Origin of the sequence: Helicobacter bilis (genome assembly GCF_900198365.1) — a bacterium.
In the GTDB taxonomy this organism is placed as follows: Bacteria; Campylobacterota; Campylobacteria; order Campylobacterales; family Helicobacteraceae; genus Helicobacter_A; species Helicobacter_A bilis_B.
Window position 1 is genome coordinate 36,764 of sequence record NZ_FZMS01000059.1, and the last position, 15,965, is coordinate 52,728.

12 protein-coding genes and 1 pseudogene are annotated in these 15,965 nt (G+C 33.9%); 4 read left to right on the forward strand and 9 right to left on the reverse strand.

Annotated features, from left to right (window positions below; genetic code table 11):
• Window positions 1-39 precede the first annotated feature (39 nt).
• On the reverse strand, window positions 40-3,228 hold the full coding sequence (locus tag C6H08_RS08055; protein ID WP_034562370.1) for a hypothetical protein: 3,189 nt from the start codon (window positions 3,226-3,228) through the stop codon (window positions 40-42).
• Between the two features lie 133 nt (window positions 3,229-3,361).
• Window positions 3,362-4,933, reverse strand: coding sequence for a DUF805 domain-containing protein (locus C6H08_RS08060; RefSeq protein WP_034579107.1), 1,572 nt, complete (start codon window positions 4,931-4,933; stop codon window positions 3,362-3,364).
• Between the two features lie 576 nt (window positions 4,934-5,509).
• On the opposite strand from C6H08_RS08060, the gene C6H08_RS08065 reads away from it, so the two are divergent.
• Window positions 5,510-6,772, forward strand: a complete 1,263-nt coding sequence (locus tag C6H08_RS08065) for a glucose-6-phosphate isomerase (RefSeq protein ID WP_034579104.1) — start codon at window positions 5,510-5,512, stop codon at window positions 6,770-6,772.
• Window positions 6,773-6,996: 224 nt separating this feature from the next.
• On the opposite strand, the gene C6H08_RS08070 is transcribed toward C6H08_RS08065, so the two are convergent.
• The 7 genes from C6H08_RS08070 to ccoG form a co-directional block, all read right to left on the reverse strand.
• A complete protein-coding gene (locus tag C6H08_RS08070; RefSeq protein ID WP_034562364.1) occupies window positions 6,997-7,644 on the reverse strand; it encodes a LutC/YkgG family protein in 648 nt (215 codons plus the stop codon).
• Window positions 7,637-9,100, reverse strand: a complete 1,464-nt coding sequence (locus tag C6H08_RS08075) for a LutB/LldF family L-lactate oxidation iron-sulfur protein (RefSeq protein WP_034579884.1) — start codon at window positions 9,098-9,100, stop codon at window positions 7,637-7,639. The genes C6H08_RS08070 and C6H08_RS08075 overlap by 8 nt, the downstream gene beginning before the upstream one ends.
• A 243-nt stretch (window positions 9,101-9,343) precedes the next feature.
• Window positions 9,344-9,979: a hypothetical protein gene (locus C6H08_RS08080; RefSeq protein WP_034562359.1), complete on the reverse strand. Its 636-nt coding sequence runs from the start codon at window positions 9,977-9,979 to the stop codon at window positions 9,344-9,346.
• Between the two features lie 82 nt (window positions 9,980-10,061).
• Window positions 10,062-10,793, reverse strand: a complete 732-nt coding sequence (locus tag C6H08_RS08085; protein ID WP_138196177.1) for a hypothetical protein — start codon at window positions 10,791-10,793, stop codon at window positions 10,062-10,064.
• On the reverse strand, window positions 10,753-11,214 hold the full coding sequence (locus C6H08_RS08090; RefSeq protein WP_034562354.1) for a hypothetical protein: 462 nt from the start codon (window positions 11,212-11,214) through the stop codon (window positions 10,753-10,755). Before C6H08_RS08090 ends, C6H08_RS08085 begins: the two co-directional genes overlap by 41 nt.
• Window positions 11,163-11,471: a dynamin family protein gene (locus C6H08_RS08095; protein ID WP_034562352.1), complete on the reverse strand. Its 309-nt coding sequence runs from the start codon at window positions 11,469-11,471 to the stop codon at window positions 11,163-11,165. The genes C6H08_RS08090 and C6H08_RS08095 overlap by 52 nt, the downstream gene beginning before the upstream one ends.
• Window positions 11,472-11,523: 52 nt before the next feature.
• Window positions 11,524-12,966 carry a cytochrome c oxidase accessory protein CcoG gene (ccoG, locus tag C6H08_RS08100; protein ID WP_034562350.1) on the reverse strand — a complete coding sequence of 481 codons (1,443 nt, stop codon included), beginning with the start codon at window positions 12,964-12,966 and terminating at the stop codon, window positions 11,524-11,526.
• Between the two features lie 124 nt (window positions 12,967-13,090).
• Here ccoG and abc-f point away from each other — a divergent pair, with 124 nt between their 5' ends.
• The 3 genes and pseudogenes from abc-f to C6H08_RS08110 form a co-directional block, all read left to right on the forward strand.
• On the forward strand, window positions 13,091-14,698 hold the full coding sequence (gene abc-f, locus C6H08_RS08105; RefSeq protein WP_034562348.1) for a ribosomal protection-like ABC-F family protein: 1,608 nt from the start codon (window positions 13,091-13,093) through the stop codon (window positions 14,696-14,698).
• 606 nt (window positions 14,699-15,304) lie between these two features.
• On the forward strand, window positions 15,305-15,463 hold the full coding sequence (locus tag C6H08_RS11325) for a hypothetical protein (protein ID WP_158656843.1): 159 nt from the start codon (window positions 15,305-15,307) through the stop codon (window positions 15,461-15,463).
• Between the two features lie 283 nt (window positions 15,464-15,746).
• Window positions 15,747-15,965: pseudogene (locus tag C6H08_RS08110) on the forward strand (hypothetical protein); the annotation flags it as partial.

Consider the following 15,965-nt stretch of genomic DNA (forward strand, 5'->3'; position numbering starts at 1 on the left):
ACTAAATTAATCTTAGATTCTAAAATAAACCATCAAGGACTAACGCACATGCGTTTGCAAGAGTATATTCGGTTCTATTTGTATATATTGTGTGGCAAGGTAGCGTTCAAGCTCTAAATGGCGATTGAGTATGGGGAGTGAGTATTCAGCAATGATTCCTTTCTTGCTTAGATAAGCATAAGTCTCTGTTGTGGCAAACTCGCTCTCATCTTGTAAGATTCGCACTAAAGTATCTGCATTGATAGAATCTCTAAATTCTTTTTCATCTTCAAATATAAGTGTAAAATAATCAATATATTTTTCTTGTAATGCTTTTTGAAGTTTTTTAGGTGTGTCTTTCGTGATATTTGAAGTAGCATTTGAATCTTGTGTAAAATACTCTTTTGTAAAGCTAAGTCGCGTTTGTATTTGCAGTAAAAAGCTAATAAGCATAATCACACACACATGGAAAAAATCATCTTTTTCATACACACGCACACACATGCTATATGGCTTTTTTGTCTCATAGATATTATCAAGACTTGCTGTGCGTGCGATATTCTTTAAAAACTGGCTGTAATTGTGATTAAGATTATAGAGAAACTCAATCTCATCAGCACTCAAAATCTCACTAAAGCAACCAATAATATCCGAATACAAGCTATTATGTAAAATCACACTATTAGGGCTTGTCTGCACGAGTTTGCCAAGTAAGAGTTTGCTACCAAAAGGCTGTAAATAGCCCGGTGAAAATGTGCGTGGTGTGCCTGATACAAGCTTTGATTTATACGCGCCATTAATACAGATAGATACCTTTAGCTTATTTATCGCATAATTCATTTCAGCTTTATTGTAGGTAAAAAGGCTAAAGTTTGAAGTGTCTTCTGGCAGGTTTGCTATTAAATCTGCAAGGCTTGTTTGTGTAACTTGTGAAGGGATAAAAATCTGCTTTGCTACCTCATAGATGTAAGAATCTGTATAGATTAGAATTTGTGCGTGCAGGCTAAATCGCATATACTGCACTTCCTTTGCTGCTTCATGTATGTCATAAAATGAGCTGATAAATATAACACTAACGCCTTTATCCCATACTAAAAAGTTACTTGTTTTCTCACTCGCCTGTAATTTCATAAAATCTTGTTTTGTAATGATTTCATAATCAATAAATTCTTTCTCTCTTACCCTTTTACTCTCCATCACACATAAAAACGGGCAGAAATCAAATATAGGCGTGAAAAGATAATAAAAGATTCTAGCGATTACAGAATCTTCTAGAAATGAGACATTACCCACCATGATATTACTTGCTATTACTGCACCAATCTCATGTATAGCTAACTTTTTTGTATGGATAAAGATATTTCCAAGCGGCATGAGTAAAACAGATTCTGTCTCTTGCAAGAGTTGCTTATATGAATAGGCGTAATACTTAAAGCTATCAAGTAGCATATAGACTTGTTCTTCATAAATGCTTTGTGGTGTGTTTGGATATAGCTCACAAAGTGTCGCAAAAAGGGCTGGTATGCACTCTTTTAATCGCCCGATGATAGAAGTTATGATATTGCTTCTATTTTGCAGAATCTCTTCTTGCATTTTTTGTGCTTTTGCTAATTCTTCTTTTTCTTTCTCTGCATAGAGTGAAAATGTAGCCGGAGCATTATTCATACTTTGCATATTTAGCCTGTGCATATCTTGTGCGTTTAGGTATAAAATATCTTCTAGATTATTTGTATTTGGCATAGATATTTGCAGGTTTTCTAAGTCTTTTAGAAATGAAGATTGTTTGTTTGTATCATTAGAATCTTTGCTAGATTCTGTATTAGAATCTTTATTAGATAAATTTGCTAAAAGCATCATTTGTGATAATACTAAAGGCTTTCTTAGCGTATAGTCAAAGGTTTCAAAGTTATATTGCTGTGTTTGAGTTAAAAGCGTAGAATCTTTTAGGGCATTAAGGCTATATTCTTTTTTAATCTCATCTTTTTTACTCTGGGCTAGACTTTGCAGGAAGGCTTTAGACTTTTTCTCCCATTCTTGTTTATTATAAAGCATTGAGATATAATCAAGTAAGCCATAATTAAGACTTGTATGCACTCCTTTTAATCGCAGGGCAATCATATCTGTGAAATGCGTAGTAAAGTAATTTGTGCTAAATAGCTGTGTTTCTTGCTTAGCTAAGATTCTATATAATGGATAGTGAAGACTTGCTTCTATCTCAAAGCGTATTTGCATATCAAGGCTTTTTGCAAGGGCTATAATAAACATATTTGTGCTTGTTATATGACAGGTTAGAATCTCTTTGTATTGAAAGCATTTTGTAATCAAAGCGATTAGATTACTTCTAGCATTTGCCTTATTTGTAAAATGCGTATTGATAGAGCGCGTATGTGTAGCTTTAAACTCCATAATATCATAGGTATAGTCTAAATCTTTTAGTCTTACACACAGCTTTGCCTTATTTTGACTACACAGCTTTTTGCTTAACTCGGCGATATAATCTAGGGCTTCTAATGACATAAAATGATAGCTAGGCAAACTTAGCGTAATATCAACAGGATAGCTAATGTTTTTCACCGCATTTTCTATACTCGCTAAAAGCACAAAGAGATTCTCGCAGTCATTATCAAGGATAAGCATTTTTGCATTTGAGTTATTTAAGAGTGTCTGCAAATTTGTGCTAAGCTCTGTAATGCGTTGTGCTTGATCTTTAAAATCTATGTTTAAGATAAGATTCAAAGGATTAATAATTAGCCCATTAATTTTATCTTGTGTAAAAAGCTCTAAACAAGTGTTTATAAAAGATTCTATATCGCTTTGTAGGTTTGGAAGTGGTGTAAAAACATAGAGTAAATTCTTTGCTTTTTTATGTGGCTTATATTTTTTTATATTGCTTGTTAGAATCTTATCACAGCCCTTTTTTGCATCCTTTAATAGTGCATGACTTGGCAATATTGAAAAACGATAGCAAATAAGTCTAAGCATCTCAAAGCTTGAAAAAAAGTGCTTAACAAATAGATTGTCAAGTATGAAATTATCTAAAAAAGCGTAAAAATTTTGTGGAATCTTTGAGCCTTTTTCTATGTTTTTAATATGTATCAGCATAAATTGCTCTAAAAAATCCATATCGCTTTTACTTAAAGCCTTAGTGCGATGATAAATCTCCATATCCCTTTTTCTAATATATCTTTTTGCGTTATTGAAATATGTTGTTGCGGTTGTAATTATCGCATTTTCATCATATATAGCCATTAGTTTTTACTCCATGCCTTATGTCTTAAACTCATAATGAATTATAGCAAATTAGATTTTATATTTGTAATTAAAGCATAGAGCTATTAAAAGGTAATGTTTTAGATTCTGTTTTCTTTAAAAACGACAACAACTAAAACTCATCTATATCACTTAAATCTATACCTAGCACAAGATGTACATAGTCATTAAACTGCTCCTCTGATTCCCCAATATAAGAGCTATTACCATTAAATTCCTCTATACCATCATCTCTAAAGATATAGCCTGCATAGAAGATATGTCGATCATACTTTTTCATTACTCGTGGCTTACCATCATAAAAATAAACCTCTTCTTGCATACCCCAAGAAGATTTTTTAACAAGGTTTATATTTGCAGATTTATCATAATAAATTTTAATAGGATCTAGTCGGTCTTCGTACAAACTTGTTGTCTTTTTATTATTTCTATTATAGAATGTTTCCTTATTGCCCCTGATTTCTAGTCTTTCTACGCAATATCCATCAAACACAAAGCAGTTCTTTTCCAAAATCCCAAAACTTAACCCATGCAAATAAACATTTCTAGCACCGCTTATAGTGGTTACAATCCCATGTGGCTTACCATCAATGAAGTTTATTTCATAGCTGTTTTCTTCTGGTTGATTATTATAGTATCTCGTAAAATAAAAGTTTATTTTATCAAGCTTGCCATCTTTATAGTGTCGTACCTCTTTTTGCTCATCTGTCCTATTAAAATCTGTTATATCATAAATAGTTATACTCCCATCACTAATCCTACCTTCTGTAAATGGCACAATAAGTGGCTCTTTATATTGACTTATCCAAACATTACCATGAATCTTATAGTCTTTGAGTGGTATTTCTATATATTTTTCATTGTCCCTATTATTTTTATAGCAACGCAAGATTCCATTGGAAAAATCCTTAGGCACTAATCGTTCAAATGGTGGTATCATAATCCTTGTGGTAAAGTCATCTTTAAGTCCTTTTTTATTTGTCATCATTCTAAAATGAGTTCGAAAATCCCAAATTATATCTTTACCTTCTGCCAACTCACCAAAATATTTATAATCATATCCTAGCACTCCAAGATTTTTTGTCCTGCCATTTTCCTCGATTTGACAGCCAGTAATATGTGTCATTTTTGCATACACGGGCTTTGCAATTATCACACAAAGGATAAGACATAATGCAATGCCTGTTGTTATTGCCCCTTTAGTAAAGCCACCCTCAAAGGTAGGTAATGTGCCAAATCGCTCTGCATCTTTACCTGTAGGCATGAGTGTAAATACAAAAACTATGATATGAAAGCCTAAAATAATAAGTTTTAATAATATTGCTACTTCTTCATTAAAATAATTTACCGAATCAATGAAAACTAGACTTATAAAAACCAAATAACCGATATAGTAGTATTTGGCACTAAATCCCACATCGCGTATTCTCATAGCTACTCTTACCATACTCATAAAACCATATAACAACCCAAACAATATAGCACAGAATTGTATGTGTCCCATATAGTCTTCTAGGCTTTTTGCCAATGTATAAGTGCCAATGTAATCTGCCCATACTAAAAATGACACTACCATCATAATACATATAGCCAACTCAACTAAACCCATAAACCAATATGCTCTTCTTGATATTCTAAACACATTGGGAGTAAATATACTGCTAAGGATTTTAAAATATAACATAAAACACCTTTTATAAACTTATATTGAAAGAGTGAAGTATATCGCATATATGATTATAGGGAGCTTAGATGGGTATTGTTGATGGTTTAAATCTGTATTGGTTTCTCTGTTAAAGAGTCTTTTTGTGTTTGTTATTCTTCTGCTTACTTATTGCCATGAGGGATAGAATCTTGAATTTATATATTGTTATACTTAGTCTTTTAAAAAGGCGAAATATCCTTTTTTAGAATCTTTTGTAGATTCTAGATTTTTAGATATTTGCCTAAAGGATTAGTATGAAAAGCGGGAGAGTGAGTATGATAAAATACATTGTTGTTTTGAGACTCTTTCTTTGTCATTTTGAGCGTTAGTGAAAAATATCTTTTTTTTTTTTTAGAATCTTTTGAGATTTCATATTGATAGATACTTTATCCAAAGGCTTAGTTATGATAATTACTAAGCCTTAGATTCTAATTCCATTTGGTGCATTTTGACAAAACTTTAGAATCTGTTTTTACATATTCACACTTTTTTTGTAGAATAAAAGATTTATCATAGCGTTTTAAATCTTAAATCTCACAGACACAAGGAAATATCATGGTAAAGTTTCATTTAGGCTTTAAGAATCTAGCTATAAATACCGATGAGTCTAAGAGTGAGAGAGATGAAATCTTTACAAAATTAATCAATGAAAAAAAGCAGCAAGAAAGCGGCTACTACAATCTCCCCTATGAGACAAAAGCCCTGCAAGATTCCCTTGCATATATGCAGCATAATAGTGCGGTGCTAAAGGATCTCATACATATTGTAATCATTGGTATAGGTGGGAGCTCACTTGGCTTAAAAGCTATTGATACAATGCTCTATCATCTACCCCATAGAAATAATATTTCAGTAAAATTTTTAGAGCATACAGACCCATTAAAGATACAAAAATCACTGAAAAAAATTCGACTTCACACCACGCTTTTTATCGTGATTTCAAAGTCTGGCATGACGATTGAGACTACTTCTTTGATGAAATATTGCATTTGGCGGTATAATCTTTTGGAATCTTGTGTGAAAAATCGCTTACTCATCATCACAGATACAAACTCGCCACTTGATACATGGGCAAAGCAAAATGGCGTGTATAGTGTTGGCATTGAAAGCAATATTGGCGGGCGTTTTAGTGTGCTTAGTGCGGTTGGAATCTTGCCTTTAATGCTGCTTGGCTATAAGGTAGATTCTATACTTAAAGGGGCAAGAGATTTGCAAGACTCTTTTCTTAAAAGAGAGGAAGAGCATATATTAGAAAAAGCACAATTTATGGCAAAAAATCATAGCACTTTACCGATGAATATCTTGTTTTCATATTCGAGTTCTTTTAGGGATTTTAATCTTTGGTATGTGCAGCTATGGGGGGAGAGCTTAGGCAAAATTGATAGAGATTCTAAAAAGATTGGCTTAACGCCTATTAGCCTTATAGGCAGCATTGACCAGCATTCATTTTTGCAGCTTATTTTAGAGGGTAAGCAGGATAAAACCATTACTTTTTTAGGCATTAAAGAAGAGGGGTATAATGAGCTTGTGATACCTGATATAAAATTGCAAGGATTAGAGCAAACTGATTTTGTAAATACAATCTCTTTTGCTAAACTGCTTGCGACACAAAAAAAGGCTACAATGCGTGTTTTGCAAGATGAGGGTTTGCCTATTGACTGCATTGAGATTGATTTATTAAATGAAGAAAATATCGGCTGTCTTATCATGTATTATGAGCTACTCACTTCTGCTGTTGGCTGCATTTTTGGCATACAAACCTATAATCAACCCGCAGTTGAAAGAGGCAAAAAGCTTTTGTGCGAGATGCTTAAATAGTTGAGTGGTGTTTATTGCAGAGTAAATTATTAAAAACCTTTATGTACTTAATTATAGAATGCTTACACTACGTCTTGTTGCAAACTTTTAGAATCTTTGTGTTTGTTGAGACCACGGCAATTTTACTTTGAAGCACTTTTACTATAAAAATATACATACAAATAGACCATATTACACATAAAATAGCAACCAACATGTAAAAAAATCTCAAAACACTTTAGCTTCTACTCATACAACACAACATAAACATTCTGTGGTCCATGCACGCCAAAGACGGTTTGTAACTCAATATCAGCTGTCCTACTAGGTCCTGCTAGAAATACAATATTTGTAGGTAGTCCAGAATCTTGTCCGCTAGTCTTTAGTATCTTAAATGCAGAAAAAAGATTTGGCACAATAGAATCTTTATGCAACAAAATAATGCAAGTTTTCACCACAAGAGAGGCTAATCTAGGATTACATTCATTTGTCCCAAGCCCTACTATACCCAAATTTGCTACGCCGACTTGAGCGTGCAAAATACTTGCTTCAATGCTAAAAAGCTTATCACGCATAGAATCTACGCTTGTATCATACAGCAGGGTTTGTGTCTCTAAAGACTGCATAAACGAATCTTGCATATTTGCGATATTTTTCGCACAAAGCAATTCTTTAATGTCGCATTCTTTAATAATCTCATTAATGCTATTTGCTAGAGAATCTTTTGTCGTAGTTATGAGGTGTGCCATATTTGCCTTTTGATACTGCGTATAGACAGAGAGTAGATTCTTTCTATCATATATCATTGTGTCAAAATGTGTGGGCCTAACTGATTGTATAGGATTTGTGCGAGTTGCTTCTCTCACTGCTTGTAAAATGCTATCTCTACTCATAGATTACTCCTTTCATTTTCTTTACTTTTGCATGGAGATTCCCGTTTAGTGTTGGTAACTCATGGTTTTGTAGCCATTTACCAAGCATGCTTTTCTGCACGAATGAAAAAGGTGTTACATATCGCAATAGCGGTGAGAAAATGTGCATCATTTTAAAAGCCATACGCCATTTAAAGCCATTGGTAGCCGCTTTGCTAAACTGCTGCATCATTTTTTGTTCTTTAGAATCTCTTTGTGTCTCATGATAGCCCGCTATTTTCATACGCCCTTGTCCTACTCTCTCACTGCGTAAATCGCGTATGAGTTCAGCTAATGGAATCTTAACGGGGCATTTCTCACTGCAACGCCCACAAAGACTGCATAAATTTGTCATATAGCCGCAATTATTTAGCCCAAAAATATGTGGAGAAATGACTTCGCCAATAGGTCCGGGATAGGTTACAAGATAGGAATGCCCCCCGATTTTATCATACACTGGGCAGTGATTAAGACATGTCCCACAGCGGATACAGCTTAGGGCTTTGTGAAAATGCGGCTCGGCTAGCATTTTTGATCGATTGTTATCAAGCATGATAATATGCACTTCTTTTGGTCCATCAAGCTCTTTTTCTTTTCGTGGGCTTGAGATAATATTGTTGTAGCAAGTAATGGGTGCTCCAGTGGCAGAAGGCACAAGCAGAGTATCTAGCACACACGCATCTTCAAAGCTTTCTACAATCTTTTCAATACCACAAATTGCGACATGAATATCACATGCACTAGAACTCATACGCCCATTGCCCTCATTCTCAAGTAGCCAAATAGCCCCTTCATTTGCAATGGCAAAATTCACACCTGTTAAGCCCATTTTAAAACTTTGAAACTGATTTCTCAAATGCACTCTTGCTATGCCATTTAGCTCTTCTGGGATATTTGTAAAGCTTACTTTAAGATTCTTTTCAAAAATTTTTCCAATTTGATTGCGATTTTTATGGATTGCAGGGACTACTATATGCACCGGTGTCTCATCGATAAGCTGGATTATAAGCTCACCTAAGTCCGTTTCTACGGCTTTCACACCCTTTTCTTTTAAAAACGCATTGAGATGGATCTCTTCACTTGCCATAGATTTACCCTTAAGGATAGTATCTACATTTTTCTCTTTTGCAAGATTATAGATAATCTCATTTGCTTCTTTAGAATCTTTCGCCCAATGCACCTTTATGCCTTGCTTTGTAGCATTAGATTCAAACCTTTCTAAAAGCTCTGGCAAATTGCTTAATGCCCTTTGCTTAATCTGCCTACCAAGCTCACGCAAACCCTCCCAATCATAATAGCGACTAGCAATTAGCTTTTTCCTATTTGCCTTTAAAGCGTCCATTGATGACTTGAGATTCGTGCGTAATTGAGAATCACTTAAATGCGTAACGATAGAATCATGATAGTCTGTTGCCGAATGGTATGTATTTGCACTCATCACATAACCTCTCTTTATATTGGAATCTTAAAATTAGAATCGTTTTGTATAAACATTCTAGCGACATTCTATGATTTTTCTTTTTATTTGCATGATTTTATGAATGTGAAATATAAAATAAGGAAAATTAGTAAAGTTTATGCGATTTAATATTTGTAGAAGCTAGATTTCAATTAAGATCACAGATTCTACAATGCAGTTTGCCACATCTTAAATATACATAGACTTCAAGCGTGGATAATCTTAGCGGATTGCTGATAGCTCTTTTGTTATGGTTTGAAGCTCTGTTATTGCTTGTGTTTTGTTTTCTATATCATTTTTAAGCTGTTCTAGCTGTTTATCGTATTCGCTAAAGAGTTCATTGCCTAATTCCACTTTTTTTAATGTCTGTATAATGCTATTTGCATGTTTGTTAATATCTTCCTTTGCTTCATTTTTTAGTGTGAAGATAAAATTCCTTGATTCCTCTATAAAAGATTCTGCTGCCCATCCCTCTAGCGTTCCGCTGCCTTCTGGTAGTTTGTGGTTTGTATAGGATATATCTGGCAGGTTTATAGAATTTACTATGCTTTGTAAGATATATCGCAAACGATTGATATTAATACTTGTTTCATTACCACCATTATCAATAATGGATTTTCTTAATGCGGGGATAATCTCTTTTGGCACTTTCTCTTTAAAGCTTTGCATAGCAGTAAAGTTGCTATCTCTAATCTCTTGCTCTATGTTTTCTATCAAATTACTCAAAGCACTTTTTACTGCACCTGTTCTAATTGTTGTTACAGAATATGTTTGAGTTTCTGTTTTGGTGCTACCCCAACTAAAAGGATTATACCACTTAGATGTGCTAACCTCGTAAGTTTCTGTTTTGGTTTCCACGCTTTCCGCATTATCAACATCACCTGTTGCCTCTCTGTATTTTGCATTGAGTTTATTAATGAGGCTATCTTTTAACTCTCTCTCAAAAAAAACTAAGGCTATTTTGATAAGCGAGATTTACATCCATACTTGCTGATTCTTTTATGTTTTGTATTTGCTTTCTTTGTTCTTCTAACTCTTTTACATCTGTGCTTTCTAACTCATTTTTTAGTTCACCGACATATTTCACTAAATCTTGTAGATATTTATCTACAATTTCGGCTTTTTGTTTGCTAAAATCCTGCACTTTTTGCTGCATGATTTCATTTTTTCGCCCTGATACTTTATCTAGAATCGTTTTTAATTCAGCGATTTTTGCTAACTCATCTAGGTTTGCTTCTGTTGTGCTTCTATTACTATCAAATTCTTTGGGGTAATCTCTTCTTAAATTTTTTAGCGTATGTGCTTCTATCTCATCAAGTTTGCTTTCATCATTTAAATTTTCTTTAATGCTTGTAGAGATACCAGAGGTGCATATCACGCTTTCATCGCCATTTTGTAATAAACTATCATAGGCATCGCCTACTTCTGGGTTACTCTCTTTTAATCCTTCTATTCTTTTTACCATTTCACCCGCTAATACACTTCTAACACGATTTAGTGCCACTTTAAAATTACCATTTGCATCACTTTTTATACTACCCATAAGTTGTGTATCAACTTTTGAGGCTACTGCATAAAGCTCCCTTATACCATTTTTATGCGTGATTCTATCCATTAGATCCAAGTCTTCATTACTCATAAACTGCCCAGCAGGTGATACGATAAATATCACATTTGCCTAGCTCATCTCTTGTTCTCTGCTCTCTTGATACTACGGGATCATTTACTCCGGGTGTGTCTATAATATTTACATCTTTAAAGCTATCAGTTTGAAACTTGATTCTTACATTACGCGTAAATGGCATATATCTACCACTAGAGCCAACATACTCTTCTAATGACTTTTGTAAATCTTCTAAACTATCAAATATAACTTGTTTATGAGAATCTAAGCTATTTATATCAATGCCGGATTTTCTTATCCTATCGTATTGATCCCTGCTTGCAGCCATGCGAGATTTTGAAAGCTCACTTGTCGTTCTTCTTTGTGCGTCTTGCAAGAGTTCTGCTTCACTTGCATTTGCATATCTTTTAACCTTTTTTAAACTCTCTTTTTTCTCTTGTGTGATTCTTTTAAACTCTGTTTCATACAAATCAGAATCTTTTTTAATATTAGCAATATCTTCTTTTGTAAAAAATCCACTTCGATAGCAAACTTTTCCCCATAGCCTATCTCTGTTAATGCCGCAGTCATGGGTGTAGCTGCTTTTGGTAATACATTTTTTCCATTAAAGGCTATCGCATTTAAAAGAGAGCTTTTTCCAGCTTTCACGCGTCCTACAATGCCAATTTTCATCAATCTTTCAGTATCACTTAAATCTTTTAGCGAAGATTTAAGATTCTTATGCATGAATAGTTCTTTGTTGTATAGAATCTATTCATGCTGCACCATAAACTAAAAGCTATTTATGTAACTTCTTCTCAATAATAGTTTTGCTTGGATACATAAAGAATGTGTTGTATTTAATATTAATGCCTTCTTTATTATCAGTCGCATAAGATTTAATCGTAAGTGGCATAATTTTATCTGTATCCACAGAATCATTATAATCGCCCTTTGCACGCAATATAACAACAAGGAATTTCGCATCATTTGCCTCGATCAAAAATTCCTTTTTATCCTTATAATCTGGCATGATGATCTCAAACTTATCTGCCATATCACCATCTACCTCAAACGCAAAAGTATGTGGCTCTCTATCAACATTCTGCACGACAAACTTATATACATTATCAATCGCACCACTATCTCGCACGATATAAAGCTCTGATGCTCTTGTGATATTTAATAGCATGCTCTTATGAGATTTACCCACAAAAATTAGCAATGCAAATATAAGTGTCAATATCACCATATATGCAATAGTTTTAGCTCTTAAAAGTCTTGGCTTTGTCTTTTTCTCCATAGCATTTGGCGAACTCCAAGTAACAAGGCTTGGTAGATTAAACTTCGCCATAACAGCAGAACACGCATCCACGCATTCTAAACAATGGATACATTCAAGCTGTGTGCCTTTTCTAATATCAATATGCGTTGGACACACTTTTACACAGCTTTGACAATTCGTGCATTCATTATGTGGGTCTTGCTTTTTAGGTGCGATGCCTATTGCAGTGCCGTTTGGATTATAAAGCAAACCACCGCGTTTTGTATCATAGATAGACATAAGCGTATCATTATCAAAAAAGACTGACTGCACTCTTGCATAAGGACACATGTAGATACAGAATTTTTCAGCAATAAAGCAGACTTCAATCGTCATAAATGAAGCAACAACAAGCCAAAATCCAAGCAAAACTCTATGTTCTCCAAAATCTCTAGCATATACAAAAAAATCTTCTGGCGGAACAAAAAAGAATAAAAAGTCAGCAGTAGCAACAAGGGCGATACACGCAAAAAGCACAATGCCTAGCACATATTTAAACTTTTTCATCGGTGTATCAAGCTTTAAGACTTCTTGCTTATTTGATATTTTCTTTCTTAATCCAAGCAGTTGAGTTTGAATAATATCACGATATACAGAGCGGAAAATAGTCTGCGGACAGCCCCAACCACACCAGAATCTCCCTGCCATAACGGTCATAAAAAAAATACCAACAAAAAGCATCATAAGCATAAAAGTCATAACATAAAACTCTTGAATGCTATACTCAATACCTAGCACATGCAAAACCTTATGATCAAAAGAGAGTAGGAAAATGTGATTTTGTGCTTCCCCTATACGAATAAAAGGGACAACTAAAAGCACGATTGTGAGTATAATGTAGCCTATGTGTCGCTTTCTGCGAAAGTTTTCAACCTTAGCACCATTTTTTTGTGTATTAGAATCTGAAGCGGCTTGCATAATCAATCCTTTAAATAGTCTTTGATAGCTAGAATCAAAGTTTTGGGTTAATTTGATGATTATATATATTTTAATGTTAAAATTACATTAAAGTGTTAAATTTTGATTAATACTAAGGAATGCTATGTTACAAGCAATAAATGTGAGTATGCGTTATGCGACAAAAACATTATTTGAAAATATAAATATAAAGCTTGATAGTGGAAAGAGATATGGGCTTATTGGGGCAAATGGTGCAGGTAAATCGACTTTTCTTAAGATTCTAAGTGGTGAGATAGAGGCAAGTAGTGGTAATATTGTGCTAAATAGCGGTTTGCGTCTTGGTGTGTTAAGTCAAAATCAATACGCATTTGAAGATTTAAGCCTTAAAGATGCTGTGCTAATTGGCAATGAAAGGTTATATGACGCGGTAAAAGAGAAAGAGAATCTCTATGCAACAGCGGATTTAAGCGATGATAAAATCAATTCTCGTTTAGGTGAGCTTGAGATGATTTGCGTGGAAGAAGATCCTATGTATGAATGTGAAGTTGTGATTGAAAAGATTCTAGAGGACTTAGGATTCCCAGCAAATACACATAATGAGTTAATGAAAACACTCACAGGCGGGGATAAATTTAAGATTCTATTAGCACAAGTTTTATTTCCAAAGCCAGATGTATTACTGCTTGATGAGCCGACAAATAACCTTGATTTAAGCGCTATCGCATGGCTTGAAGAAAATCTTAAAAGACATGAGGGCACACTTGTAGTTATTAGCCATGATAGACACTTTTTAAATGCGGTTTGCACGCATATTTTAGACCTTGACTTTAAAACACTGAGAGAATTTAGCGGTAATTATGATGATTGGTATATCGCAAGCACATTAATCGCAAAGCAACAAGAAATGGAAAGAAACAAAAAGCTAAAAGAAAAAGCAGAGCTAGAAGACTTTATCCGCCGTTTTGGTGCAAATGCAAGTAAGGCAAAACAGGCAACTTCAAGGCAAAAACAGCTTGATAAACTAAATCTTGAAGCCTTGCAAATATCAAGCAGAAGAGACCCAAGCATTGCTTTTAAGATTAAAAGAAATATAGGTAATGAAGTGTTAAATGTTGAGAATCTTAGCCACTCTTATGGCGACTTAGTGATATTTCAGAATCTAGAACTCAATGTCTTGCCCGGTGATAAAATCGCATTAATCGGTGCAAATGGCGTTGGCAAAACCACACTTTGCAAGATTCTAGCAGAGCAATTACAGCAAAATAGCGGCGTGGTAAAATGGGGAGCGACTATTGAAATGGGCTACTTCCCGCAGGATACAAGCGAGATTATAAAAGGCGAAGAAACGCTATATGAATGGCTAAGGGCATTTGATAAGAGTGTAGATTCTAATGAGATTAGGACATCACTTGGGCGAATGCTATTTAATGGCGAAGAGCAAGAAAAAAGTGTGGGAGCATTAAGTGGTGGTGAAAAGCATAGAATCATGCTTTCAAAACTCATGCTTGCTAAAAGCAATTTTTTACTCTTAGATGAGCCGACAAACCACCTTGACCTAGAAGCCATCATTGCATTAGGCGAAGCCCTTTACAACTATGTAGGCGGTGTAATATGTGTAAGTCATGATAGAGAACTCATCGGTGCATATGCAAATAGAATCATAGAGCTTGTTATTGATTCTAAAAATGGCGGCACAAAAATGATTGACTTCCGCGGCAGCTATGAAGAGTATTTGGAAACGAAGAAGTAAAATATTTGTTGATAGAAACTAGTATCTCTTGATAATATATGGGGAAATAGTAGCGTATTATATAGATTCTAGAAAAAGTATGAAGAAAAACTCTGCAAGAGTCTTTGTTAGACAATTTTTGGTGTGTGAAAATTTTTTCATGAGAATTAGCTAATATTGATCAATACGCAATAATTACGCAATAATCAAGCCCCCCAAACTAAAGAAACGACACGGGCACACGAATAGATCTAGGCTTCTTATTTTTATGACAAGCGTTAAGATTATCAGAATTTTTTTAAAGGATAACTTGAAAATCGCCTTAAATGTAAATAGTGATTAAGTTTCACTCCCAAACACTTACAAAACTTTACACTAAGAGTTTTCAGCAAGCTACCCACATGTATCTATATACTGCAATTCAATTTTTTACCATCATTAATAACACTAGCTTACTAATAATTATATAATTTAATTTCAATTTTTCCCTATAAATAAAAATACCAAAGATAAGCCACAAAAATAATATGGAATTTGACTATTTTGAAATACTTGACTTGTTGTTTTTTTGTAGAATCCCGAGATTAATTAAGTTTATTTAAACTATCTTAGTTTTTAGGTTACATCATGTCTCAGAAACTCGACTTAGAATCACTTTTTATTCAGCATGATTTATTGCTTATTGATGGATATTCACTTTCTAAAATATCCTGTGATAATGAGTATGATTTGGTTTTAGAACCAATTTTGAAAAAAACTCAAAAAGAGGATCTATCTACCATATAGCATATTTGAAAAATTACAAGGAGATCCTAGAATCTACAAAAAATATTTTGGAACACAAAAATACATTGTAGTTAGTCAATATAATACTATAAATGAAGCCATACTTGCAAATAAAAACAAAAAGATTTTAGTCATAGTTGGCGATATTATAACGGGTAATCAAGTATTAAAGCGTAAAAAGACGGCGGTATTTTTCAGCAAAAAAGATTTTAGTTTCTTCAATAAAGGCAAAACTAAATCGCAAACACATAGAACACAAACAAAAAATCTAAATACAGACAAAATGAAAATAAAGGGGAACATTCCAGCACTTAATGAAACAATACATTATAAAGACAAGAACAAACCAGTCGCTATAAAGCTTACAAAAGAATTAGCAAAAGGTGGGGAAGGCATTGTATATGAAACAGATTCTAACTATTTAGCAAAGATTTATAAGACAGATGAACATAACAAAGATAGACTAAAAGTCCCAGAATACACACAACAAAAACTAAAAAAA

Bases quoted from the DNA above. Each gene is read 5' to 3' on its own strand.
- abc-f (WP_034562348.1), top strand. From the start codon at position 13,091: ATGTTACAAGCAATAAATGTGAGTATGCGTTATGCGACAAAAACATTA.
- C6H08_RS08070 (WP_034562364.1), bottom strand. From the start codon at position 7,644: ATGAGTAGAGATAGCATTTTACAAGCAGTGAGAGAAGCAACTCGCACA.
- C6H08_RS08060 (WP_034579107.1), bottom strand. From the start codon at position 4,933: ATGTTATATTTTAAAATCCTTAGCAGTATATTTACTCCCAATGTGTTT.
- C6H08_RS08065 (WP_034579104.1), top strand. From the start codon at position 5,510: ATGGTAAAGTTTCATTTAGGCTTTAAGAATCTAGCTATAAATACCGAT.
- ccoG (WP_034562350.1), bottom strand. From the start codon at position 12,966: ATGCAAGCCGCTTCAGATTCTAATACACAAAAAAATGGTGCTAAGGTT.
- C6H08_RS08095 (WP_034562352.1), bottom strand. From the start codon at position 11,471: ATGCATAAGAATCTTAAATCTTCGCTAAAAGATTTAAGTGATACTGAA.
- C6H08_RS08075 (WP_034579884.1), bottom strand. From the start codon at position 9,100: ATGAGTGCAAATACATACCATTCGGCAACAGACTATCATGATTCTATC.
- C6H08_RS11325 (WP_158656843.1), top strand. From the start codon at position 15,305: ATGTCTCAGAAACTCGACTTAGAATCACTTTTTATTCAGCATGATTTA.
- C6H08_RS08055 (WP_034562370.1), bottom strand. From the start codon at position 3,228: ATGGCTATATATGATGAAAATGCGATAATTACAACCGCAACAACATAT.